This is a genomic window from Pedobacter paludis (genome assembly GCF_003173575.1).
Classification (GTDB): domain Bacteria; phylum Bacteroidota; class Bacteroidia; order Sphingobacteriales; family Sphingobacteriaceae; genus Pedobacter; species Pedobacter paludis.
The window spans coordinates 78,957-103,455 of the sequence record NZ_QGNY01000010.1 but is presented as its reverse complement, the minus strand read 5'-3'; the positions used below and the strand labels follow the sequence as shown (position 1 = coordinate 103,455).

25 protein-coding genes and 1 tRNA gene are annotated in these 24,499 nt (G+C 36.3%); 3 read left to right on the top strand and 23 right to left on the bottom strand.

Annotated elements, in window-relative coordinates:
• Positions 1-136: 136 nt before the first annotated feature.
• The 9 genes from DF947_RS21205 to DF947_RS21165 form a co-directional block, all read right to left on the bottom strand.
• Entirely contained in the window at positions 137-1,168 is a 1,032-nt protein-coding gene (locus tag DF947_RS21205; protein WP_109932783.1) for an SAM-dependent methyltransferase, read from the bottom strand.
• A gap of 103 nt (positions 1,169-1,271) precedes the next feature.
• Entirely contained in the window at positions 1,272-2,009 is a 738-nt protein-coding gene (locus DF947_RS21200) for a DUF1295 domain-containing protein (RefSeq protein ID WP_158526309.1), read from the bottom strand.
• Positions 2,010-2,128: 119 nt separating this feature from the next.
• A complete protein-coding gene (locus DF947_RS21195; protein WP_109932779.1) occupies positions 2,129-2,605 on the bottom strand; it encodes a DUF1475 family protein in 477 nt (158 codons plus the stop codon).
• A 296-nt stretch (positions 2,606-2,901) separates the two neighbouring features.
• On the bottom strand, positions 2,902-3,630 hold the full coding sequence (locus DF947_RS21190) for an acyl-CoA desaturase (protein ID WP_109932777.1): 729 nt from the start codon (positions 3,628-3,630) through the stop codon (positions 2,902-2,904).
• Between the two features lie 134 nt (positions 3,631-3,764).
• Entirely contained in the window at positions 3,765-4,262 is a 498-nt protein-coding gene (locus DF947_RS21185) for a cupin domain-containing protein (protein WP_109932775.1), read from the bottom strand.
• A 170-nt stretch (positions 4,263-4,432) separates the two neighbouring features.
• Positions 4,433-5,584 (bottom strand): glycosyltransferase family 61 protein, encoded by a 1,152-nt coding sequence (locus tag DF947_RS21180; RefSeq protein WP_109932773.1) that lies wholly within the window; start codon positions 5,582-5,584, stop codon positions 4,433-4,435.
• Between the two features lie 321 nt (positions 5,585-5,905).
• Positions 5,906-5,979: transfer RNA gene (locus DF947_RS21175), tRNA-Ala, on the bottom strand.
• A 554-nt stretch (positions 5,980-6,533) separates the two neighbouring features.
• Entirely contained in the window at positions 6,534-7,181 is a 648-nt protein-coding gene (locus DF947_RS21170) for a chloramphenicol acetyltransferase (protein ID WP_109932771.1), read from the bottom strand.
• Positions 7,178-7,873: an HAD family hydrolase gene (locus DF947_RS21165; RefSeq protein WP_109932769.1), complete on the bottom strand. Its 696-nt coding sequence runs from the start codon at positions 7,871-7,873 to the stop codon at positions 7,178-7,180. The genes DF947_RS21170 and DF947_RS21165 overlap by 4 nt, the downstream gene beginning before the upstream one ends.
• 78 nt (positions 7,874-7,951) lie before the next feature.
• Between DF947_RS21165 and DF947_RS21160 the strand changes: the two genes are divergently transcribed.
• Positions 7,952-8,572 carry a Crp/Fnr family transcriptional regulator gene (locus DF947_RS21160; protein WP_109932767.1) on the top strand — a complete coding sequence of 207 codons (621 nt, stop codon included), beginning with the start codon at positions 7,952-7,954 and terminating at the stop codon, positions 8,570-8,572.
• Positions 8,573-8,581: 9 nt separating this feature from the next.
• On the opposite strand, the gene DF947_RS21155 is transcribed toward DF947_RS21160, so the two are convergent.
• From DF947_RS21155 to hemA, 13 genes are all read right to left on the bottom strand, one after another.
• On the bottom strand, positions 8,582-9,739 hold the full coding sequence (locus DF947_RS21155) for a hypothetical protein (protein ID WP_146202958.1): 1,158 nt from the start codon (positions 9,737-9,739) through the stop codon (positions 8,582-8,584).
• 185 nt (positions 9,740-9,924) lie between these two features.
• Positions 9,925-10,485 (bottom strand): CopD family protein, encoded by a 561-nt coding sequence (locus DF947_RS21150; RefSeq protein WP_109932763.1) that lies wholly within the window; start codon positions 10,483-10,485, stop codon positions 9,925-9,927.
• The gene (locus DF947_RS21145) at positions 10,485-10,715 is read right to left on the bottom strand and encodes a hypothetical protein (RefSeq protein WP_109932761.1); all 231 of its coding nucleotides are present in this window, start codon (positions 10,713-10,715) and stop codon (positions 10,485-10,487) included. The genes DF947_RS21150 and DF947_RS21145 overlap by 1 nt, the downstream gene beginning before the upstream one ends.
• Positions 10,716-10,722: 7 nt before the next feature.
• Positions 10,723-11,010, bottom strand: coding sequence for a type II toxin-antitoxin system RelE/ParE family toxin (locus DF947_RS21140; protein WP_109932759.1), 288 nt, complete (start codon positions 11,008-11,010; stop codon positions 10,723-10,725).
• Complete coding sequence (locus tag DF947_RS21135) at positions 10,998-11,177, bottom strand: hypothetical protein (RefSeq protein ID WP_109932757.1); 180 nt, start codon at positions 11,175-11,177, stop codon at positions 10,998-11,000. Before DF947_RS21135 ends, DF947_RS21140 begins: the two co-directional genes overlap by 13 nt.
• A gap of 82 nt (positions 11,178-11,259) precedes the next feature.
• Positions 11,260-12,285, bottom strand: a complete 1,026-nt coding sequence (hemE, locus tag DF947_RS21130) for a uroporphyrinogen decarboxylase (RefSeq protein WP_109932755.1) — start codon at positions 12,283-12,285, stop codon at positions 11,260-11,262.
• A gap of 220 nt (positions 12,286-12,505) precedes the next feature.
• Positions 12,506-13,021 carry a hypothetical protein gene (locus DF947_RS21125; RefSeq protein WP_109932753.1) on the bottom strand — a complete coding sequence of 172 codons (516 nt, stop codon included), beginning with the start codon at positions 13,019-13,021 and terminating at the stop codon, positions 12,506-12,508.
• On the bottom strand, positions 13,021-13,725 hold the full coding sequence (locus tag DF947_RS21120) for a response regulator transcription factor (protein WP_109926856.1): 705 nt from the start codon (positions 13,723-13,725) through the stop codon (positions 13,021-13,023). The genes DF947_RS21125 and DF947_RS21120 overlap by 1 nt, the downstream gene beginning before the upstream one ends.
• 8 nt (positions 13,726-13,733) lie before the next feature.
• Complete coding sequence (locus DF947_RS21115) at positions 13,734-14,600, bottom strand: sensor histidine kinase (RefSeq protein WP_109932751.1); 867 nt, start codon at positions 14,598-14,600, stop codon at positions 13,734-13,736.
• A 403-nt stretch (positions 14,601-15,003) separates the two neighbouring features.
• A complete protein-coding gene (hemL, locus tag DF947_RS21110) occupies positions 15,004-16,374 on the bottom strand; it encodes a glutamate-1-semialdehyde 2,1-aminomutase (protein ID WP_109932749.1) in 1,371 nt (456 codons plus the stop codon).
• A 151-nt stretch (positions 16,375-16,525) separates the two neighbouring features.
• Positions 16,526-17,494 (bottom strand): porphobilinogen synthase, encoded by a 969-nt coding sequence (gene hemB / locus DF947_RS21105; RefSeq protein WP_109932747.1) that lies wholly within the window; start codon positions 17,492-17,494, stop codon positions 16,526-16,528.
• A gap of 317 nt (positions 17,495-17,811) precedes the next feature.
• Positions 17,812-19,392 carry a hydroxymethylbilane synthase gene (gene hemC / locus DF947_RS21100; RefSeq protein WP_109932745.1) on the bottom strand — a complete coding sequence of 527 codons (1,581 nt, stop codon included), beginning with the start codon at positions 19,390-19,392 and terminating at the stop codon, positions 17,812-17,814.
• Between the two features lie 509 nt (positions 19,393-19,901).
• Positions 19,902-21,128, bottom strand: coding sequence for a glutamyl-tRNA reductase (hemA, locus tag DF947_RS21090; RefSeq protein ID WP_109932741.1), 1,227 nt, complete (start codon positions 21,126-21,128; stop codon positions 19,902-19,904).
• 127 nt (positions 21,129-21,255) lie between these two features.
• Here hemA and DF947_RS21085 point away from each other — a divergent pair, with 127 nt between their 5' ends.
• Positions 21,256-21,636 (top strand): DoxX family protein, encoded by a 381-nt coding sequence (locus tag DF947_RS21085; protein WP_109932739.1) that lies wholly within the window; start codon positions 21,256-21,258, stop codon positions 21,634-21,636.
• Positions 21,637-21,998: 362 nt separating this feature from the next.
• Positions 21,999-22,823: an alpha/beta hydrolase family protein gene (locus tag DF947_RS21080; RefSeq protein ID WP_109932737.1), complete on the top strand. Its 825-nt coding sequence runs from the start codon at positions 21,999-22,001 to the stop codon at positions 22,821-22,823.
• Between the two features lie 147 nt (positions 22,824-22,970).
• On the opposite strand, the gene DF947_RS21075 is transcribed toward DF947_RS21080, so the two are convergent.
• On the bottom strand, positions 22,971-24,245 hold the full coding sequence (locus DF947_RS21075) for a mechanosensitive ion channel family protein (protein WP_109932735.1): 1,275 nt from the start codon (positions 24,243-24,245) through the stop codon (positions 22,971-22,973).
• Positions 24,246-24,499: the final 254 nt, after the last annotated feature.

Below are 24,499 nucleotides of genomic sequence, written 5' to 3'. Positions count from 1 at the left end.
ATAAAATGTAATATGTTAGATGTAAAATGGATGATGTAAGCCGCATGATGACAACATAATGTAAACCATGTCATGAATTATTGGTGAGCTCCATGCTATTCCCATCATCCATTTTCATCGTTTACCTCATACACCATTATTTGTTCTTTTCGAACAAATAATGGCAAACCATCCATTCGTTACCTTTATTGTAATTGAATAGTTCGGCGCAACTCATGTAAAACAACCTCCAATAAACCCACCATTTCACCGCCTGATCCTTGCCATAAGTATTTTCCAAAATCGGCATGATTTCCTTTTTGTGCTTATCCATATTGCTTAACCAAGCTTCAGAAGTTTTGCCGTAATTGGTTCCGTTTACTACCCAATGTTTGTCGATTTTTAAATCATCATTGAAGTAAAAAAACAAATGGTTCGACGGCATAATTCCACCCGTGAAAAAATATTTGCTCATCCAATCGGTTTCATCAATTACCTCGAACTTGTAGGCTAAAGTTTTATGCGTAAAAATGTGGACGAACAGCTTTCCATCAGCCTTTAAGAAGCCGGCGACTTTATTTAGCAAGAATTTATAGTTACGCATGTGCTCAAACATTTCTACTGAAACAATTCTATCGAAAGTATCGGCAATGGTAAACGTATTCATATCGGCAGTTAAGACTGTTAGATTTTGAATCCCTCTTTGCCTGGCTGTTTCATCAATAAAAATCTTCTGAGTGGCAGAATTTGAAACCACTGTAAAAGTGCTATTCGGGAATTTAGCCGACATATATAAAGACAGCGAACCCCAACCGCAACCCAACTCCAATACGTTTTGGCCGTTTTGTAATTCTGCTCTTTTGCAGGTTAAAGCCAGCATATCATCTTCTGATGTATCAATATCCTTAACACCTGGTTTCCAATAGCCACTGCTGTATTTTAAGTTTTTACCTAAGCAGTATTGAAAAAATTCAGTTGGCAGTTCATAATGCTGTTCATTGGCTTCGGCAGTATTAACAGCAATAGGCGATTGCTTTAATTCATCAACCAAATCCATAAATTTCTCTTGTTGCAATTCTTCATCGCCTAAGGTTTCATCATCTAATCGTTGTTTGCAAAGTTTTCTAATCCCGAGGCGTAAGGCCGTATCAGGGAGTTTATCGTTTTCTAAAAGTTTATCGTACCACATAATATGGAAAATGTAAGATGGTTAATGGATAATGGGAAAGTAAATGTTAATGTAAGATGGAAAAGAAATAGTGGATTGCCCATTATCCATTTTCCATCTGCCATCATCCATCCTTTTTTCCCCACGGAAAAAAAGAAGATGTTGTTTGCTGATATTTTTTATAAGCTTCGGGTTTGCTCCTTAAATTTTGTTCTTCATTGTTCGGAACGCCCGTTACTTGGGTTAATAGGTATAAAATAATTGCAGGGCTAATCACCGCTAAAATTCCCCATGGCGATGCTAGCGCAAAGATGAAATAAGCCATCCAGGTTAACCATTCGAAGAAATAATTGGGGTGGCGACTGTAGTACCATAAGCCGGTATCGCAAACTTTGCCCTTGTTTTTCGGGTCTTTTTTAAACGCAGCTAATTGTTTGTCGGCTATCATTTCACCAATAAAAGCAACTGCCCAAATGGCCAAGCCAATGTATTCTAAAATTGAAAGTTCTGTTGAAGGATTAGCGGCAATTATGAAAAACGGAATGGCAAGCAACACATTTGAAATGGCCTGAAACTGAAAGAAAACAAAGAAATTCCGATCAGCCTTATCGCCCCATTCGCTACGAAGTTGCTGGTATCTCCCCTCTTCTTCATTTAAATGACCAATAACACGTTGCCATAAGTGAATGCCTAATCGTAACTCAGCCAATAAAAATATAGCGCAGATCAAAATTTTGCGGGTTTCAAATCCTTCCGATAAGAAAAAAGTAATAATTGTGATTACTGGGAAATTGAGCGCCCAAAAAACGTCAACAACACCTGCATTTTTTATTCGCTTTGCCCATAGCCAAACTAAAGCCATGATGGTACAACAAGCGATAAGGGAGATAAGAGCAATAAAAAGTAGATGTTTATAATCCATTTAGGTTAATAGTTTTTGGTTGATGGTTAGAAAGCTATCAGACCATTGTCCATTAACTTTTAACCTTTATTTACCAGTAATTCTTTAACACCTTCGCCATCTTTTAGTTTGAATAAATGAACCAAAACATAGGCTAAAGTTGCTATACTACCTAAACATACGAACAAAATTGTAATAGAGATTTTAAGAATAATATTTTTTTCTTTATAGAACATCCACAAGGTGATAATGAAGATGTTAGCATAAAAATCCCAAAGGGTTGCCCGCATCCAGGGAATACTACCGAGGAAATCCCATTGCTGAAAAAGATTACTTTCTAGCGAAGTAGAAATAACTTTATAGCACATAAAAACCAAAAGTGCAGAGAAAACGATTTTGAGGAAGTTTATCATAAGATGAGATTTATTTTTTTTGAAAAGCAGGTTTCTGTTAACATCGGCTCCGCAAGCCCCGCCATCCGCTTTATCCCGATGAAAAATCGGGATGCTCGCTCCTGTCAGGTTTATATAACAAAAACGGTGCAGGGAAAACGACAAATTTGATTATTCAAATCATTCGCTCTACGGCAAGCTACCATTAATGTATTTTTGTTGGTTTTCGGATGCTTTTACACCTAACCAGACATAAGTAGTAAATCTCCGTTTTACTTTAATCCGGCCTAACAAATTTTTGGGGATGCACTGATAAAGCCTAAGTAGAAACTTAAATACAAAAATTTTCAGCCGGTGTTTTTTGTGTTTTCACAATTTTATATTTTTTATCCGTGTTCAAGCTTGCTTCGCAGGTCTTTTTGACATCAAAAAGAAAAGGGCTTGTTCGGCTAGTACAAAAGCTATACCTTTCTAATCTTAATAATTCTAACCCAGTGCAACACTTTCATAACCGGATAAGTTGGATCAAACTCCCACCATTTAGTCGCAAAATTCGGACTGTTTGGTTTCTTATGGTGATTATTTTGAAACAACTCCCCCATCAAAAGAAAATCCCAAGGTAAAGAGTTTTTGCTATGGTCATCGTTATCATGGTTAGAGTAGCCATATTTATGACCGCACCAGTTCACTATTGCACCATGTAATGGTCCCATTAAAAAGTGAACAGGCAATAAAATAAACAACCACCAATGATTGGCAAACATTATATAAAAACCGATATAAAACAACCCACAAGCAATTCTCCATAACCATGAATTTCCAATTCTATCAACCATTGGCCATTCAGGATAATTGCCCTGAAAAGCAGGTTCAGGCTGAATTTTGAAATGAAGATAGTTCATGTACATATTTTTAGTTGCAATCATCATCCCAAAAACATCCTTAAAAAAATGAGGAGAATGCGGATCTTTCTCTGTATCGCTATATGCATGATGCATACGGTGCAAAATGGCATAAGCCCTTGGGTTTAAAAATGATGATCCTTGCGAAAACAGTAAAACCAAATAAAAGAACTTTTCCCAGAAAGGTTCCATTTTAAACATCTTGTGTGATGAATAACGGTGTAGGAAAAAGGTTTGGCTAAACAAGGACAAAAACCAATGGCAAAGAAAGAAAATGAGGATAATCATGTATGATGTGTATGCTGTATAAACGAAATTTGAGGGCGTTTAGTTTTTGGAGAGTCGGCAAACCAAAAGAAATGCGTAATCTTATTAAAAAAGAATCCTGTTCTACAATTAGAACAGGATTCGTAAATATTATATTATCTACCGAAATCGTCTTGAACTCTGACAATATCGCTTTCATCAGATGGATTTGAAGCATCTGTGTGTTGCCAAATTTCTGCAACAACACCCCAATCCTCTAAACCAATTAAACGGTGACGCTCACCCTGTTGTAATTTAATTTGATCTTTAGGTACATATTTTTTTACTTCGCCTTCTTCATCGGTTGCGCTGGTTTTAATGCCAACCGTACCGGTAACCACTTGCCAAATTTCGGCTCTACGGTGGTGATACTGCCAAGAAAGGCGGGTATTTGGAGCAACGATTAAAATTTTAGGACTTAATTTACCCCCGATTTTTAAGCTCTCTACATCAAGCCCATCAAAATAGGTATCGGCGAATTGTTGTGCCTGTGCTTCATCAATTACAAAGAAACCACCCCAAGGGCGAGTTTCATCGCGGTTTACTACATTAAAACCTTCTATTTTTAAACGTTGTGCAACGTTGTCAAATATTTCTTTTTTGTCGTTTGTCATTGGTTAAATTATGTTTTTAAATAGAGTTGACGCATCAAAAGTACATTCGGTTCATTTTATTTACTCTTTGATGTTTTTATATTTCGGGCAAAAATAAGGCTTATAAATTAAAAAAGCCCTTTCGGGTATTTTATTTTTTAAAATCGCGAATTATCCAATCAGCTTTACTACTAATCTTCAAAAAGATCCTTTAAACAACTTTCTAACTTCGGTATTGAAATTTGAATATCTTCAGTCAATTTCTCAAAATAGGTTATATCTTTTTTAAAGGACTCTTCACAATACGCAGAATATTCCATATTTAACTCTTTGGTTAAATGAAGAAAATAATCAGGAAGATAATTGCTTGAGAAAAGCTCGAACAGATGTGTACCGGGCTGGCACCATATGATATTTGTAAATGAAGCCCCGTGCGGACCAATAATAAAAGACGCATTATAATAGATTGATATTTGTTCACTCAGAGATCTTGGTGTATCTTCAATAATTGTAAAATTGTATTTTTTTAAGAGGCTAATCAATTCTTCTTCATTTAGGATGCGCCTTGTGCCCACCCGACTAATATAAATTCTCTTTTTAAGGCTTTCAGTTGGTTTAATTTTTTTAAAAATGTTTCTTTTTAACGATCTTATGTCTTCAATATTTGGATGCCAGCTTCCGCCACTCGCTGTAATTACATGTGGAGAAATGACTTTAGTTTGGGTACTATCAATAAATTTGTTAGTATCTAGCCCTAAAAGCTCCAGATACTCAGTTTCATAATTTCCGCTAAAAGGTGGGTAAGAAATGGTGAGATTTGAGAATATTTCATCAGGTAAGGAGTCTTTTATTCTACTAATCTTTACAAGCACAAATATCACAAAATCATAGTATCCGATAAAACCTACATCCTCTCTAACATGGCTAAATGGTGCAATTAAACCTGGCACACGTAGAACAGGTCTTAAATCTTTTTTTAAGCCAGCATTATAAAAACTATCGTGATTATGATCCGTACATAAAACCTTTTTCTCCAATACAACAGATCCATTTACTGATAGGCCAATTGGTTTTTTTAAATTTTTATACTCCCATACATAAAGGTCATCTACAACAATTTGTTTTACAGGAAAAAGTGTATTTCTTGGATCTAGACAATTTGCTTTTTTAGGTAAGAGTGTTAAATACCCTGAAATCTTTTTGATTTGATACGGCTCCATAAAATCTATGGTTTCACGGATGGTGAGTAAATCGAAGCCGTTTAATTTTAAGTATTTTTTTCTAATAGCTGTTAAGGCTAATTTAACGCCAAGGGCTTTCACAAGTCTTTTCACATATTTCATTAAGCGTAATTAGGGATGGCTAAAATTAGCAATTTAATCGCATTTGACAGTAATCTATGTGATTAACTAATCCCATTTTTTTCTTAAAAAGAGAATATTTAAGTGTTCTAATATTCAATATTATTTACGGTTTAGCCAAGAGCCTGGAGATTAGAACCTTAAATTATGCAAGGTAATAAAAAGGTCTTCTGCTTGGTTTAGAAAGAAAAAGACACTTTTCATGCAACTTTCCTCATTATTCGGAATGGTATAAATTAAATCTCGGTATAGTTTAATTCCAAAATAAAAGCCGATTTAACTTAATAAATCGGCTTTTACGGGTGGAGAATATCGGATTCGAACCGATCACCTCTTCACTGCCAGCGAAGCGCTCTAGCCAAATGAGCTAATCCCCCGTTGTTAAAATGATCAATAAGCAAAGTTATAAATCATCAATGATATCCAAAGCGATCATCCCTTTCAAGCCGAGCGAAGCGCTCTAGCCAAATGAGCTAATCCCCCATTGTTAAAATGATCAATAAGCAAAGTTATAAATCATCAATGATATTCAAAGCGATCATCCCTTTCAAGCCGAGCGAAGCGCTCTAGCCAAATGAGCTAATCCCCCAGTTATAAACTTTTATAATCAAACAATATTCAATTATCAAAGGGCGAATATTAAAATTCGTGGAGCAAAAATAGCAATTAGTTTTTCTAATGCAAATGATAATTAATGTTTATGCCCAAAAGCAAGCATAGATACTATACAACAAATAACAATAGCCGATTGAAAAGGGTATGTAATAAACAAAAAAAGTAAAAATGTTGCAATAAGCATCGTTACCAACAGCATCAAAGCCTTGTAAAATGATTTCATGTAAATCATGGCGATGACCCCCAAGATGTATATCGGGATGATAACAAAAGCTATAAACATAACCCAAGTTAAAATCTGCGGATTAAAGCATCGTTAAATTAATGTGGTATTAACTGTATCTGTATTTAATAATTCCTGATAGGCATCTACAAATTGAGAAACATGAAAGCCATCCATTAAGGCATGATTGACGTGAATAGAAACTGACATAATTTTTCTTTTGCCTTTATCTCTCACCTTCCCGAAGGAGATTTTTGGACAGCTATCATTAAAAGAATAGTTTCTTGCGTGAGACATCGATTTGAAATTTAGCCAAGGTAAGGCAGAATAATGGATTACGTTCTCTCCTGAGGAAGCTGGAATTAAGCCTATACTGTTTTCAACCTTTTCGATTTCAATCTTTGCCTGCCTGTTAAAATTGTCAAAGTCTTCGTGGAAATCCATGTAGCCGAATCCAAAAGTACCATTTTCTCTATTTATGGTTGCTGATGCATGTACTTCATCAAATTTCCAAACCTCTCCATCAATAATCCGATATCTAAAAGGTTCTACTTTATTGGCGGCCAAAAGCGATTTGTGTAAATAAAGCAAAAAGAACGACACGCCCATTTCTTTTGCTTGTTTGTAGCTCGCGGTGCAATCTACATCTACTGTTACGCCGAAGAAGGGTTCTTCGAATGCGCTAAAAAATTTAAAATGATCTTTTCTGATCCAGGTGTTTATATCTATTTTTTCTTTCATTCAATTAATTTTGGTAAAATCTCAGACAGACTTTCCATCTGATGAAAATTTTCGTGCTCTATGGTGTGGTCAATATGTTCGTGCACCCAAGTGGTATGATAGGGAATGTGAACGGCATGCCCGCCAATTGCCAACACAGGTAAAACATCCGATTTTAGGGAATTGCCAAGCATTAAAAACTGATCTGCCGGACAATCTAAATGCTTTAAAAGTTTTTGATAATCAGGTTCCTGTTTATCGCTCATAATTTCAATATGATGGAAATAATGATCTAAACCAGATTTTGTGAGTTTTCTTTGTTGATCTAAAAGGTCGCCTTTTGTAGCTACAACCAACTTATATTTGCCGTGCAATGCTTTCAAAACATCTTCTACCCCATCTAAAAGCTCAATGGGTTTGTTTAACATTTCCTGCCCCAATTGGATGGCTTTGTTTATAATTTCTGGATTTACATTACCTTCCGTAATTCTCAACACGGTTTCGATCATGCTTAACATAAAGCCTTTAATTCCATAGCCATAAAGTGGTAAGTTGGCAATTTCAGTTTTATAAAGCTCGGCAACGATACTGTGATGAGGAAGAAAATCTTCTAGTAAACCGGCAAATTGTTCTTCTGTTTCACGGAAGTAAGGTTCGTTCACCCAAAGGGTATCATCAGCATCAAAAGCGATTACGGTAATTTGATTTCTCATTGTTATGCTTACTTTTAATGCGACAAAAGTAAATCAACCCAATCGAATACGAAAGGACAATTGTCCTGCTTAGAAAATATGTTGAGAACAAACCTTACATTTTTATCCTTTATAGAAGCTTTTTACCAAGAGCAGGATCCTGATCGAAACATTGTCTTAAAATCTTTTCCGGCGGGTTTTAGATTTGTAGAGCAGGGCGAAAAAATTAGAAATATTTATATCGTCAATGATGGAATTACTAAATGCTTCATTTCTGAAGAAAACGGTAAGGATTTTATAATCGAATTTTTAGGGAAGGGAGAAGTTGTTGGCGAACTGGAGGCCATTAAAAAGATCGATTGCCTTTGTAATGTTGAAGCCATAAGCGATGTTACTGCATATGCCATTCCGGATCATTTTTTCTTTAAACTGATTGAAGACAATCCTGCATTTACTAAAATTTTGCTCCAAGAATTATCAACCAGAATTATACAAACGAGCAGTAGAGCATCCTTTCAGCAATTGTATACTTTAGAATATGGCCTGATCAAATTATTAAAACTTCAAACAGAAGAACATGTCTCCATCTCAAAAGAAGATATGGCAGCTTATTTGGGTATTTCAGTGCGGAGTTTTAATAGAGCCTTACATCAGCTAAAAGCGAAAAACACATTTGAAAATGACGATAACTTAAAAAAGTTACTGTCCAGATTATCTTAATAGTATGGATTATTCTGCTTGCTTTTTAACCTTAAAGAGCTTAAAATCTTGCTTGTAGGTTAAGAAAAAAGAATGGTTAAACTGCAATTGTTTGTCTGTATTGTCCAAATCAACATGTGGCTCAAAACGAACATCGAGATACAAATGCGGAATCAATTCCTTTTGATAAGCATAACGTAATGAAACAATGTTCCGACTGCTCTGCTTTAAACCTGGGCTATATAAATTATCAGAAACTGATTCATATAATGGCATTCCTTTAATAGAAATAAAGTTATTTCCTTTCCAGTACGAGGCCACCAAACTTCCCCATTTACTTTCTACACCGGCATTTAGCCATAGGCCAAAACCACCTTGATAAGCTCTTCTTTTATCAGGAGATAGATCTTTATAAACAGCAACGTAATTATCAGTATAAACCTGTTTAATGTTTGTTCCAATTTCTTTGTGAAGCTTTAATCCCGTTGCACCATTTAACATGGTTGTAATGGGAATTTCCTTCAGCATATCGATTTGACCACCTTGGTGAAAAGCTAGAAATTGAGCAGGGAAGCTTAATTTCCATCCATTATTTTCTGCCAGAGTTGTTTCTGTAGATAAGCCGCCAATAATTTCTTCTTTTGCAGGATCGCCTTTGTAAATCATTTTCTGCCAGGCAATCCAGGCATCTAAAGTAAATTTTTTACGTTCTACCAATAACTGTGTACCGTATTCAATTGGCGTAGTAATGGTTCTTTCGAAATCGTATAATGGTTCAATATATTTATGCTGAATACCACCTTCTAAACTTCCAAAAATTAAGGTTAAATTTCTTTTATGGTACTTAACACTAAACAAGGGTTTTGCATCAGAAATCCCATTTCTCCCAAAATCTTTTCTGATTAAGGCACCCGCAGTAATGGCCAGATTGGGGTGCGCATAATAAACAATCTGTGGTTGTAGCTGCGTTCCGTACAAAGTATAACCATCATGAAAATCGTTGGTATACTCGTAGTTGCGAACGTAATTTAGGTTGTAGAAACTGAAATGAACCTCATTGGTTAAACTGCTGTCTGGGCGGATTCTATTTTCGAAAGCAGATTGATTAAACTGTGCCGAAGCGAGATATGATGTAAAGAGAAATGATATTATTAGTAAGGCCGTTTTTTGACCCATAGTTTTAAACATGAGGTTTTTATTTTATCGGTCAAATTTAGGATAGTTTTTTATTTATTCAACCGCAAAGAACGCGAAGTTTACGCAAAGAAAACAAAGAAGTTTTTCTAGTCAAGTATGAAGACACCACGGATACCAAGTTTAACTACAATGAATTATAATTTTCTCTGGTTTTCTTAGTGTGTCTATGGTTAAGGCTATTCACCACGTTTTTTGCGGTAATTTTTATAGAGCTTAACCGCAACCATTATCGCCATTGCAATGCCCATAATACCAATTAAACCGTAAATCCAGTTAATTGCACTTTTAAGAATTACTACAAAAACAATGGCGATCATAAAAATTGTGGCCAGTTCTCTCCACAAACGAAGTTGAAAACTGCTTAGTTTAAACTGATTGTTTTTAAGTTGTTTAACTAAATTTTGGCAAATAAAGTGATAGATAAGTAAACCGACTACAAAGCCTAGCTTCACCAACATCCAATCCATTTGGAGCAAAGCGCTATTTAAAGTAAGCATTGATGCACCAGCTAAAACAGAAATAATCATCGCAGGGGTTGCGATAATTTTCCATAATGTTGCCTCCATTTTAACAAATTGTTTTATGAGGATGCTTTTTTCAGGTTCGGGCTTCTCGTTGGCTTCAGTATGGTAAATAAAAAGACTTAAGATATAGAACAAGCCTGCCATCCAACTGATTACGAATACAATATGTACCGCAAGAAAATAACGATAATATGGTTGTAGGATTTCTATCATTAGAAAAGTTTAATTATTTTACTTTGTACTTGAACTTTTTTAAATGAACCAGAAACTATTTTTACTATTTCGCCATCGTTAAAAGTTCTATAAACCCCATCCACTTTCACTTCAGTTTTACCCAAATTTAATTCAGAAATTAATTGATGTACTTCTTTTAGCTTTTTGTTAACAGCTTTGATAATATCCTCAATCGGAACATTATCTTCATTTTCTAAGCAGATTGACATAGAATTATTATAAAAATGGCTGGGATGCATGATGAACAGTAATTATCTCAACTGTATCGATTTCACTATCGTAATAGTAAATAATTCGATAATTACCTTCAATTAGCTCACGAATAAATTCATTATCTCGTTCGGGAACAACTCGCCCCAATTCAGGCATGCCTTTTAAAATTTTTGGTTTGTTAAAAAGCTTTTTAATTAATGAGGACGCAAAGTTATTAGAGTATTGACTATGGTAGTTTGCAATATTATTTAAATCATCAATAGCTATTTCAGTCCAGACTATTTTAGCCATTTATCTAATTTTTGTTCAGCTTCATCCTCTGAGTAAACTTTTCCCTCTTTAACCTGATTTAATCCAGCATCTATTTTTTGGAGCAATAAAATTCTCTCAATTAGCTCATCTGCAGAAAACTCGTCTGGCATTTCTTTCAACGTATTTATGATTTCGGTTTTTTTCATGAGAAAAATTTTACTACAAAAAATTCAAACTTATATACCAAATATAACATTTTACTATCGCTGTTCAAAGTTCCATTAGGGGTTAATACCTAAACTCTTTTACTACTTCGATAGCATATTTTACGTTATCGAAAGGAATATCGGGCATAATACCATGACCCAAATTAAAGATAAATCCTTCTGTACCACGCATACGCTCGAACAGTTTGTGGATTTGCGCCTTAATTACAGCCTTATCTGCATATAAAATGTGTGGGTCTAAATTTCCCTGAACGGCAATCCCAGCTGGTAAAGCATTTTTAATGTTCAATAAATCTGCATTCCAATCTACCGAAATTACGTCAGGCTTAGCCTCAGCCATAATTGGGGCAAAAACCGAACTTCCTTTACAGAACGAAATTACCGGAATATCTTTTCTGTTTAAGTTTGAAATGATTTCCTGAATATAACGGTGTGAAAACTCCTGATAATCGTTCCAAGAAAGAGCTAGAGCCCAGCTATCGAAAATCTGAACTGCGTTAACCCCTGCAGCAATCTGCAGATTCAAATAATCAGCCGTTACTTTGGCAATTTTAGCCAAAAGCTTGTGTGCCAATTCTGGCTGATTGTGTATAAAAAGCTTTGTTAGTTTAAAATCTTTAGATGATCCACCCTCAATCAAGTAACTCATCACTGTAAAAGGTGCACCAGCGAAACCAATTAACGGAATATTACCATCTAAACGTTGTTGAATAACTTTAATCGCATCGGCAACATATTGAAGTTCATCAAGACAATCAACATTTAAGTTCTCAATGTCTTGAGCTGTGCGAACAGGGTTTGCAAATTTAGGACCAACGCCTTGTGTGAAACTCAAATCGCCTCCCATTGCCTCGCCAGTTACTAAAATATCACAGAATAAAATCGCCGCATCAATTCCTAATAGATCCACAGGCAACATGGTTACGTCAGCCGCAATTTCCGGAGTTTTGCACATCTCTAAAAAAGAGTACTTGTTTTTGATCTCCCAGTATTGTGGCATAAAACGACCAGCTTGACGCATCATCCATACTGGCGGGCGTTCTGTTTGTTTCGAAAATGCAGCGTCTAAAAATAAATTATTCTTCATATTTTGTTTTGTGTCGCCTAGTCGTCACCCCGAATTTATTTAAGGGTCTTAATTGCAGAAAGATGCTGAAATAAATTTACTGTTTAGCTTTTCGCTTCGTTTCAGGTCAGCATGACGATTGAGCAAATTTTAATTGCGCAAAGGTATAAATAAAAAAAAAACGAAGTACCTTTTTATTCCTAAACCGGTGCTTCGTTTATTCAAAATGACACTATTAATATTATATTTTGCTTATTTCCTTTTCAATTTTGGCAATTATATCTTTTGACCGTTGCGTTTCGGCAAGTTCTTTAGCAAGTTTGGTATAAGCTTCTGCCCGCTCCTTATCTTCCTTTTGCAAGGCAATAGTGGCCAAATAAATTAAGACATAAGATTTCTCGTTTTTTCCACCAAAGGGAAATCTACTCGCAAGCTGAAAATGATATTCGGCTTTATCAGAATCTTGCTCCCTCAAAGCCATTTTACCTTGCATATATTCGTAATATCCCCTTCTGCTTTTAGCCAAGCGCTCAGGATTTGAGACTTCGGCTAACAGCTTCTTGGTTTTCTCAAACTCATTATTCTTAAAATGCTTAGAAGCCATTAACACAGAGCTGTGCTTAAAATGACTCCAAATAACAAAGGCAAATAAGACCAATGAAACAGCTGCCAGTTGATATTGATTGTACAAAACACAAACAAAACCAGCCAGCACAAAAACTGCCATTAAAGCATATCTGCCTTTATTATTGTACATTAATGAATATCAGTAAATTTATAACCAACACCACGAATAGAGTGGAAATAAACTGGATTTTTTTGATCTGGTTCGAAATACTTACGGAACGTTAAAATAAAGTTATCAATCGTTCTGGTTGATGGATAAACATCATAATTCCAAACCGTTTCTAAAATCTGCTCACGAGAAACCGCATCATTCTTACGCTCGATTAGGAGCTTCAACAACATCGTTTCCTTTTTAGTTAACGGCGTGATGGTTCCATCATCGTGTTTCAATTCGAAAGAGTTAAAATAGATTGTTTTATCTCCAATTTTGTAAGAATTTAATTCTTTTAAATCATCAGATTTCAAACTGCGTTTAACCAAAATACCAACACGAAGAATTAATTCCTCCAAGTTGAAAGGTTTAACCAAATAATCATCAGCACCTTTTTTCAAACCTAAAACACGGTCTTCTGAAGTGTTTTTAGCTGTTAAAAACATAATCGGAACTTCTGCATTCTCTAAGCGAATTGTTTCACAAACCTGGAAACCATCCATCTCAGGCAACATTACATCTAAAATAATTAGATTGAAGCGTTCTTCTTTGAAAATTTTAAGAGCGGTTTTGCCATCTTTAACGGCGTGAACTTTATAACCCTCAAGTTCGAGGTTTAATTTGATAGCATCTAACAAGTGATCCTCGTCTTCTACCAATAGAATTCTTAATTTTTGTGACATAATTGAGATTAACTAAATGTTACTTCAAAAATACTTCCTTGGGGCAAATTGTCTTTAACTGTAATATCTGCATCATGGTATTGTAAAACCTCTTTCACAATAAACAAGCCTAAACCTGTTCCTTTCGCTTTTCTGACATTCTCATTACCAACGCGGTAAAACTTATCAAATATCAACATTTTTTCGGCATCTGAAATACCCGGCCCCTTATCTATAACACTTAATTGAATATGTCCGTCAACCTTATCTAAATGCACATTTATCTCGTCACAAGGACTTGAATATTTAACTGCATTTTCGATCAAATTCGTCACAACTGACGATAAGGCAAATTTGTCACCCAATATCTGCAAATTTGGCTGAATATGCGCATTTATTAGTTGTTCGTTGCCACAAGAATGAACTTGCAACCTGTCTGTAATTTTATAAACCAGTTCCGAGAAATTAAATTCCTCTTTCGGAAAAGTGTAGGAACGGTTTTCAATTTTGGTTGCCAACAACATATTTTCAACCAAATCATCCAAACGCTCTATATCTTTTAACGAATTATTCAATAAAGATGTTTGCCTTGCCTTATCTAAATCTCTTTTAACAATAGTCTGTATAGAAAGTTTTATAGCCGCTAAAGGCGACTTCAATTCATGCGTAATCGACATCAGGAAGTTCTGTTGTTGCTCCCTTAACTTATCTTCACGCTTTAACGATTGATGCAGAAAATAACCGCCGATGCAAAGCAGAAATAGAAATACAGATCCCTCGCCCATAATCATCGTCATTCGGCTTGGCTGTAAACGCACCACCAAAGTACCCCATGAAATAAGCTGAATTAATGCGTAAAGTAATAATGCGTAAAATATGATAATGGATTTCTTCATACACCCCAACCCCTAAAGGGGCTTTAATTTATTAATTTTCGCAATGGTTTGTGTCCTTGCGAAACATTTAATTCTTATTATTCGAAAGCAAGTTTCTGTACGTTTTGGTTATTTCAGCCCCGCTTTTCGTTGCAATCTTCTCAAACCTCGTAGGTTTTAAAAACCTACGAGGTTTATTCAAAAGTATTTCCACTTCAATCAGGTTTAGAGAACTTGGGATTGTGCCATAAATAAAAGAACCACCCCGCCTTTCAGGCACCCCTCTGAAAGAGGGGAATCCCCTCAAAGTCTCCGATTCGACTTCTTAAGCTTATATTTCTTATATGCCTTATATGGTTAAATCTTATCCTCTGTGAAAAACCCCGTGTTCTCTATGGTAAACTATCAGTCGCAAGGGCTGATGCTATTTCTTAAACACCAAGTCTAACGCCTCAAATATTGCTCTCTTTGCTTTCTCCAATTCTATCTTTGTATGTGCTGAAGATACGAAACCAACTTCATATCCCGATGGGCCCAAATATATTCCCCTATTCAACAACTCACGGTGCATGATTTTAAATTTGTCCATGCTGCTTGCGTCAATATCATCAGCAGATTGAATTTTATCCTTTTCAGTAAATGCAAACCAAAAAATAGAACCTACTGTAAATACTTTAAATTTATAGCTTCTAGCCGCAGCAAAACGTTGAATACTGGCTACAAATTCTTGTGTCTTGTTATTCAAATCTTTGTAAAAACCAGATTTATTCAATTCAGTCAAAGTTGCAATACCTGCAGCCATCGCCACCGGATTTCCAGATAATGTTCCTGCCTGGTAAACGCCACCATCAGGAGAAATATGACCCATAATTTCTGCAGAAGCACCGTACATACCAACTGGCAAACCTCCACCAATAATTTTACCATAAGTAACAATATCAGGTTTAACCCCATAATATGCCGCAGCACCTTCAAAGCCAACACGGAAACCTGTAATTACTTCATCAAAAATCAGTAAAGAACCATTATCCTTACAGATCTTGCTTAAGAAGTGAATGTATTCCTCATCTTGCATGATCAAGCCGTTATTAGCAGGAATGCCCTCAATAATTACCGCAGCTATCTGATCTTTAAATTGCGCAAAAGCTTGCTCAATAGCCGTTGTATCATTCAAAGGAATCACAATCGTTTCTTCAGCAAAAGATTTTGGTACACCTGCAGAAGAGGTTTCGCCAAATGTAACCAAACCAGAACCCGCTTTAACCAAAAGCGAATCGCTATGACCGTGGTAACAACCTTCGAATTTTAAAATTTTGTCTCTACCTGTAAAACCTCTTGCCAAACGAATCGCTGACATTACAGCTTCTGTACCGGAGCTTGTGAAGCGAATTTTTTCAACGAAACGATTGTTTTTAATAATCAATTCTGCCAGTTCGTTTTCCAAAGCTGTTGGTGCGCCAAAACTCATTCCGTTTTGCATCACTTCAGTAACTTTTTCACGGATTTTAGGATTGTTATGGCCTAAAATCAATGGCCCCCAACTTCCACAAAAATCAATAAATTGGTTTCCATCGGCATCCCAAATGTAGCAGCCATCGCCCTTTTCAATAAAAAGCGGTGTTCCGTAAACAGATTTAAAAGCCCTAACAGGCGAATTCACACCTCCTGGAAAATACGTTTTTGATTTCTCGTACAATTCTGCAGATTTTACTCTAGAAATATCAGGTTTGCTTCCTGTATTTACCGGAATATCGGCCTCGTTGCCTGAAAACATTTTCTTTAATGAATCTAACATCATAGTAAGTTTTAAGTTGTACGTATTAAGTTTTAAGTAAGTGCCAAACGCATAAACTAAACCTAAATTTCAACTCGTCGTTTAAATGGTAAGTAGTAAGTTCTAAACTTACGTTAAAACGTAAAACTTAAAACCTATAACTTACAACTCTTTAAAGCCAATCGTTATTTAAAATATCTTTAATGTGGTAGGTCGTAATAATGCTAGCGCCTGCTCTGGCAAATGCATACATGGTTTCCATTACTACTTTTTGTTCGTCAATCCAGCCACGTTCCGCAGCAGCTTTAACCATCGAATATTCACCCGAAACATTGTAAACTGCAATTGGCAAATTGGTATCCTGTTTCAACCGTTGAATAATGTCCAAATAAGCCAGTCCGGGTTTAACCATCAAAACATCAGCACCTTCCTGTTCATCCAACTGTGCTTCACGCATCGCTTCTAATGGGTTTCTGAAATCCATTTGGTATGCTTTTCTATCTCCTTTACTTGGCGCACAATCGGCAGCTTCTCTAAACGGCCCATAATATGCAGATGCAAACTTTGTGGCATGGCTCATAATGGCCGCATTTACAAAACCATTTTCATCCAATACATTACGCATCGCCTCGATTCTACCATCCATCATATCCGATGGGGCGAACATATCAGCACCAGCCTGTGCATGTGTTAAGGCCATTTTTGCAATTACATCAACGGTTTTGTCATTTTGAACATAATCGTCCTCCATAATGCCGCAATGACCGTGAGTGGTATAAGAACAAACGCAAACATCAGTGATTACATATAAATCTTCTCCGAATTGTTTTTTAAGTTCGCGTACCGCAGTTGGAACTAATGAATGATCGTGGTAAGCCGATTTTGCATCAGCAGATTTTTCATCACCCACACCAAAAAGCATAATTTTATTTAAGCCTTTTTTCAATCCCGCTTCAACATCCTTAACCAAAGCATCAACCGAATAATGGTTTACGCCCGGCATGGCATCAATAGCATGCGTAACATTCGTTCCTGGCACCACAAAATAAGGGTACACAAACATATCTTTCGATAGTCGGGTTTCGGCTACCATCTCTCTAACCAACGGGTTTTTCCTTAATCTTCTCGGACGATGTAACATGTTTATAGTATTAAAGCCTCACCCAACCCACCCCAAAGGTGAGGGCTTAGCGAGTGTATTAGTAATTGTTATCAAGTATCAAGACTTGAGTATTATTTTTGAACGCCTGTCATTCTGAGGAACGAAGAATCTGTTTCATCGGTTGCAGATGCTTCGTGCCTCAGCATGACAGCAATATTCAAGGTTGCGGCTAAATGTCTATACTAAGACTTCTTTCTCTAGTAGTCAAAAAACTGTACCTCGCAATGAAGATATGGCTAAGCTTTTCGCTTTAGTCTTTCAGCTTCCAAACTTCTGACCTCCGTCTTCGGACTTCCTTATTTAATTTCTATTCCAAAAACTGCTTCAGCCAATCCAATTTCATCAGGCGAATACGGCAAGGCATAAGTTACGCCCATTTCATCAAATTTCTTTCCTGTAGAATTTCCAATCGCAATAACCTGCTGTCCAGGCTCCAATAAATTATCAGCAAAATAAGCATCAACATTAGATGGGCTGGTAAAAATCAAAACATCGGCATAGCTTTGGTCAATATCTTCTTCAATTACCGTCTCATAAATTGGCAAATCGATAATTTTAGCATCTGCCGGTAAAGATTTTTGAATCGACTGCAAAGAATCCTGTGCTCTTGGAAAGAGGACATTCTTGCCTGAAACCAATTTAGCGAAATCATCCGCAACCTCAGTAATATCGCCACTTGTGCCTACAAAATCCGCAAAATGACCAAACTTACGCAAGGCATCTTCTGAACCTCTGCCAACAACACCAAATTGTGTTTTCTTTGGTAACTGAGGTTTTAAATTGAAGAAATATTCCACGCTATTTCTACTGCTAAAAAAGATCCAATCGATGTTTTTTAGAATAAATTGGTCTAAAACGGTAACAATAGGAAACGTACGAATTAACGAACGGCCCTCAATTTCAATATTATTGTTTTCTAAAGCTTTACGGAAATAACTGTGTTCACCAATCTCGCGAGAGATGAAAACTTTAGCAGGCTTCTTTCTTTCTTTAGAAAATTTAGCTACAATTTTTTCTGCCAAACCCTCCGTTGTTTCAGCACGTAAGAATAAACGCTCCGGAAAATCTTCAGCAGTTTCTGCTTTAGATGTCCATACCTCAAAAGCGCCATCTTCTTTTTTGCAATAACAGCCTAAAGGCATATGGCAACCGCCTTCAAAAATGTTTAGCACTTTACGCTCTACACCAACTTCTTCAGCTGTTGCAGGGTCGTGCAATTTTTGAAGTGCGTTAAAAAGTTCTGTATCATTTTCTCTGATTTGAATTGCCAAAGCACCTTGAGCTGGCGCAGGAACAAATTCAGTCGGTTCTAATTCTTCTACATGAAATTCACTAACATCTAAACCCAGGCGTTTAATGCCAGCTTTCGCCAACATAATTGCATCGTAATCTTCATCACGTAGTTTTTGAATGCGGGTTGGAACGTTTCCGCGTAAATCTTCAATTTCCAAATCAGAACGTAGGCCTAAAAGCTGTGCTTTTCTTCTGTTGGATGATGTACCCACCATTGCACCTTTTTTCAAAGAAAGCTTTTGTGAAACATCGACACAATCCTTTAAGATTAAAAGATATTCTGTTGCTTCTTCTCGAGGTGGGATTGCAGCAATGGTTAAACCAGCAGGATGCGTAGTTGGCAGATCTTTAAGGCAGTGTACAGCCAAATCGATTGTTCCGCCCAAAAGTTCTTCTTCCAGTTCTTTTGTAAAAAAGCCTTTGCCCTCTAATTTATCCAATCTTAAGTTCAGGATTTTATCGCCCTGTGTTTTAATGATTTTAATTTCGGCTTCTATTCCGATTAAAGCCAATTCATCTTTAATATGATTGGCCTGCCATAAAGCAAGGTCGCTGCCGCGTGTTCCGATGGTTAATTTCTTCACTGTTTTGTTAAATGATCTGCAAATCTAACTAAATACGGCTTTATCTGGTAAAATGTTTAAAAATGAGACAGTGAGGTTACAGAGTTACTGCGTTTATTGATTGTTAATTGACATTTATGCCAGGGATATCTTCTATTCCATTCAGATGCTGAAATAATTCAGCATGACGATATGATTAGGAGGATAGTTCGAAAGGGTTACTGAATGAAGTTCTTTAAACCCGATTGTACCAAAGGGATGCCCTCAGCAAAGTGTAAATACTTTTTTAATGAGCTAACGAAAAAGATTGCCACGTCGATCCTCCTCGCAATGACGATAATTGGAGAACGACCGAAGTTTAAAAAGATTGAAACGGAAAGCGGGGGTGAATTAACCGAAAAGCACATAAGACTGCTTTTCAAATTATTATATCATTTAAGGAGTAACACTGAAAATTACAGCACACTAACCCAGCGCTTTAAGATTGCTTCGTGCCTCGCAATGACGACAGTATAAAAATTGGTTATAACCTAAGATTGATTAACCAAAATTTCTTTGGCCATTATCATAGGAACGCTGATGCATTTTTTCTCCATGTAGTTCATCACACGCTCTAAAACTTCGCGAGATGCTTCATCCATCTGACTAATTTCATCTGCAAATACACCGTTCATGGCTGTGTTCTTAATTTCCTTAATCTTGCGGGGAACATCCTGCATTGCTAATTCAATACGGCGTTGTTTTAAAACCGTGAAGAATTCGGCAATGTTTGCACTAATAATGTCTTCGGCATGAACCAGTTCATTATAACGTTCCTGGATATTTTTTCGGGCAACTTCTTTTAAAGATTCTACCTCGATATAATGAATTGGGTGATTATGAACAACGGCAGGCGCAACATCGTTAGGGATTGCCAAATCGACAATTACCTTTTTACCTGTATCGCCATTAAGCAGTTTAGCATAAAGTTCTTCAGTAATAATTGCTTCGGTAGAACCTGTACAAGTTATAATAACATCGAAACCCTCAGTAAAATTTTCTAGAGCATCTAAATGATATGCTTTACCGTTTAACTCTTCTGCCAAGGTTTCGGCTTTAGAAAGGGTACGGTTGAAAATGGAGAAATTAGAATATTTATGCTTGTTGAGGTATTTTGCAATATTTTGATTGGTTTCGCCGGCTCCAATAATTAAGATGCGTGAATTGCCACACATGTTTAATTCTTTTAACTTGCGATAAGCCAAGGAAACAACAGAAACGGGATTTTTAGAGATGTTGGTGTGTGTGTAAACTTCTTTCGCTGTTTTAACCACACGATCCATAATCATGCGCATATAATCGCCTGTAAAACCGGCATCTCTGCAATTTTCGTAAGCTTTACGGATTTGAGCAAGAATTTCCTTTTCGCCAACCACCAAACTTTCTAAAGAGCAGGATGTGCGTAAAAGGTGATTAAAAGCTTCTTCGTTTTCGTAAACCGTAACATTATCTAGGAAACGTTCCATAAACTCTGCCGGCAAGCCCATATCCAAAACAGTAAGGAACTTGGTTACAAATTCTTTATCGGTTTTTTCTTTGGTAAGAAAAACAAATTCTACACGGTTACAGGTACCTATGTAAAAAATTTCGCTAACGGGAAGTTCCGTTTGAATATTCTTCAACCTGTTATCCAGACTCTCATCACAAATAACTAACTTCCCTAAAGATTTTAGGTCGATGTGGTGATGCGTAAAAGCGATTACTTTTAAATATTCCAAGTGCTTCCGTTATTAACTATTATCGGGATACAAAAGTAACATGGTCAAGGCATGTGACTGTCATTAACCTGTAATTTACATCAATTTAGAACGGTTTTAAATAAATAGACTATAACTACAAATATTCATGCGTTATAAAATTTTTCTCCTCATTTATGCCGTATTCTATATCCTTGCGGGCTGTAATCACTTTATCTCCACCAATGGGTATTACGCCATAATGCCGAAATGGTTGCCCGCCCATGAATTTTTAATTTACCTATCTGGCATTGTTGAAATTATTCTGGGCATTTTATTGCTGTTCTCAAATACCAGAAAACTCGCATCACTATTCATAATCTTAATGCTTCTTGCTTTTATACCCGTTCATATTTACATGATCAAGATTGCGCCTTTTATGCTTGGCGAAATTTTGATTATGCCATTTATCGCATGGCTGAGATTGCCGTTTCAGGTATTTTTTATTTGGTGGGCTTGGTATTATTTCAGAAATCCTGGTAAGGTTTAATTCCTAAGGCTTCCAAAATCAGGTGACTATGATTTCTTTAATGGTAAATCATTAATTTTAGAATATAATTGTACGACTAGAAAAGCAAGGTTCTGTATTTCATATTAAGGTTAGTCCCGCTATTCGTTCCAATCTTTTTGTAATTGTCAGTCTGAGCTTGTCGAAGACCTGCAACAAAAAGTATTTCCACTTTTATCGGGTTTATAGAATTTGGGATGGTGCAGGAAATATAAACACCCCGCCCTTTGGGCACCCCTCTTAAAGAGGGGAATTACCCCTCAAAGCCTTTAAAAATCTCAATAGGTAAAATATAACAAAATTCGATTTCGTAGGTTTATAATTTGAACCTATTTCTTAAAACTATGATAACACAAAGTAAATTTAGCCTTAGTGGCGCAGATGGAAAATTAATTATAGGCGACATCACATTTGATGATAAAAATCCAAATACGCCAATCGTACTTTTTGTTCATGGCTTTAAAGGATTTAAAGATTGGGGCGCTCATAATTTGGTGGCTCGCTACTTTGCCAGCAACGGATATCGGTATATCAAATTTAATTTATCGCATAGCGGTGTTCCTACCGATAACCCGAAAGATGTTACTGATATGGCAACTTTCGCCAGCAATACCGTTTCAAAAGAACTTTTCGATGTGAACGCCGTGCTCGATTTTATTGAAAAAGCTTATGGCAAAGAAACAGAAATCAATTTAATTGGTCATAGTCGTGGCGGTGGTTTGGCAATAATCGAAGCTTCGAACGATTTACGAATTAACAAATTAATTACCTGGAGTGCCATTTCTAGTTTTAACAGTCTTTGGAAAAAGGAGCAAGAATCGGAATGGAAAAAGACAGGAAAAATTTTCGTTGTTAATGCAAGAACCAAAGAACAAATGCCTTTAAATGTATCATTGCTCAAAGATTTTGAAGAAAATGCAGAAACCTTCGATATTCTGAATGCCTCAAAACGCATCAATATTCCGTGGTTAATTGTTCAAGGCGATGATGATGTAAACGTTCCTTTTGAACATGCACAAAAATTGGCAGATGCTAATCCAAATAGCAGATTGGTTAAAATTGAAGCTGCAAATCATGTTTATGGAGCAACACAACCTTATGATGGCGAAACCTTACCGCCGCTTTTATTTAAGGTTTGCGAAAAGTGTTTGTTGTTTCTGAGGGAATAACAATGTCTGTCATTCTGAGTTTGCGAAGAATCTCTAAGCGATAAAACGCAATCCTTAATTAACCCATCGTCAAAAATAGCAATGCTATATTTTAGTGTAAAGACAATAGGTTAGGGATTCTTCTCTGCGTTCAGAATGACAATCGTTTTAATCATTCCCTCTCCTCACAAAATCACGCATGTCGCTTCCGCTTGGGCTTTGGAAAATCTCTAAATCAAAATATGGAACCGCAGCCAAAAGATGATCAAAAATATCTGCAGCAACTTCTTCAAATTTCTTTAAACCCTTCTCTTTTGAGAATACATAAATTTCTATCGGGAGTCCGTTCTCAGTGGCCTGCAACTGGCGAACCATAAAAGTTAAATCGGTATTAATAAAAGGATTACTTTCCAAATATTTCTCTGCATAAACCCTAAACGTTCCAATGTTAGTCATGTGCCTACCGTTAACCAGATTGTTTGGGTTTACAGTATTTTCCGCATTGAACGTTTCTATTTGAAGCTGGGTTTCTTTAAGGTAATCTTTTAAAAAATCTATGCTTTTTAAACGACCAATCAATTCTTCATCACAAAATTTTATGCTCGAGATTTTAATATTAATGTGGCGTTTAATTCTTCTTCCCTCACTTTCTTCCATCGCCCGCCAATTTTTAAACGACTCACTTACAATAGCATAACTCGGAACAATGGTTACGGTTTTATCCCAGTTTCGAACTTTAATTGTAGTTAAATTAATTTCCGTTACTTCTCCATCGGCACCGTACTTTTCTACTGTAATCCAATCTCCTACCCGAACCAAATCTATCGCACTCATTTGCACGGATGCCACAAAACCCAGAATAGGATCGCGAAAAACCAAAATGAACACAGCAGTTACAGCTCCAAATCCACCGAAAATATACACAGGAGATTCGTTCAGAATAATGGAGAGAATCAGTACAAACCCAACAATATAAAATACGATTTTAGCCACCTGCTTGTAACTTCTGATGGGTTTATCGGCATATTTTCTGGAGGCTTCCATTATAGAAACCAAGGCATTTAAAAATGCATTTATTGCAAACATTACAGCCAAAACGATATAGATTCTGGCAAAAATTAACGCATAAAAAAGCCAGTTTTTAAAATCTATAAAAACAAATGGAACAGCATTGTAGATAATGTATGCACCAAAAATTAATGCAAATGCTCTAAAAACCCTAAACTCGAATAAGGCTATTTGCCAATTGGATTTGGTTCTTGCGCCTTTTACTGCTCCAATAAAAACCTGTCTGGTTATGAATATGGTAATGAATAGAAATAGTGTAACACCAACTAATCCGATAAAGAAATAAGAGTAAATAAGTTCGTTACCCGCAAGACCCCTGCTACTTAGCCAGTTTCTAAGTTCATTAAATATGGATTGGAACTCTGGGATTTTCATTAAGGTAATTTAGGTTTATTAGTTAGAAAATATAAGATGATGTTTTGTTGTCCTGGCCGGACAGGCTCTTTTCTTTTTGACAACAGAAAGAAACAAAAATTGCCGGCTGAAAATTTTTGTATTAAAGTCAGCAAGTTGGCCCGGAAACTTCATGCCCAAAAATTTGTTAGGCCGGATTTAAGTAGAACGGAGATTTAATGCTTAGGCCTTACCAATCGGCAACCATAAATGGAAAAAATGCGAAATCCCTTAAT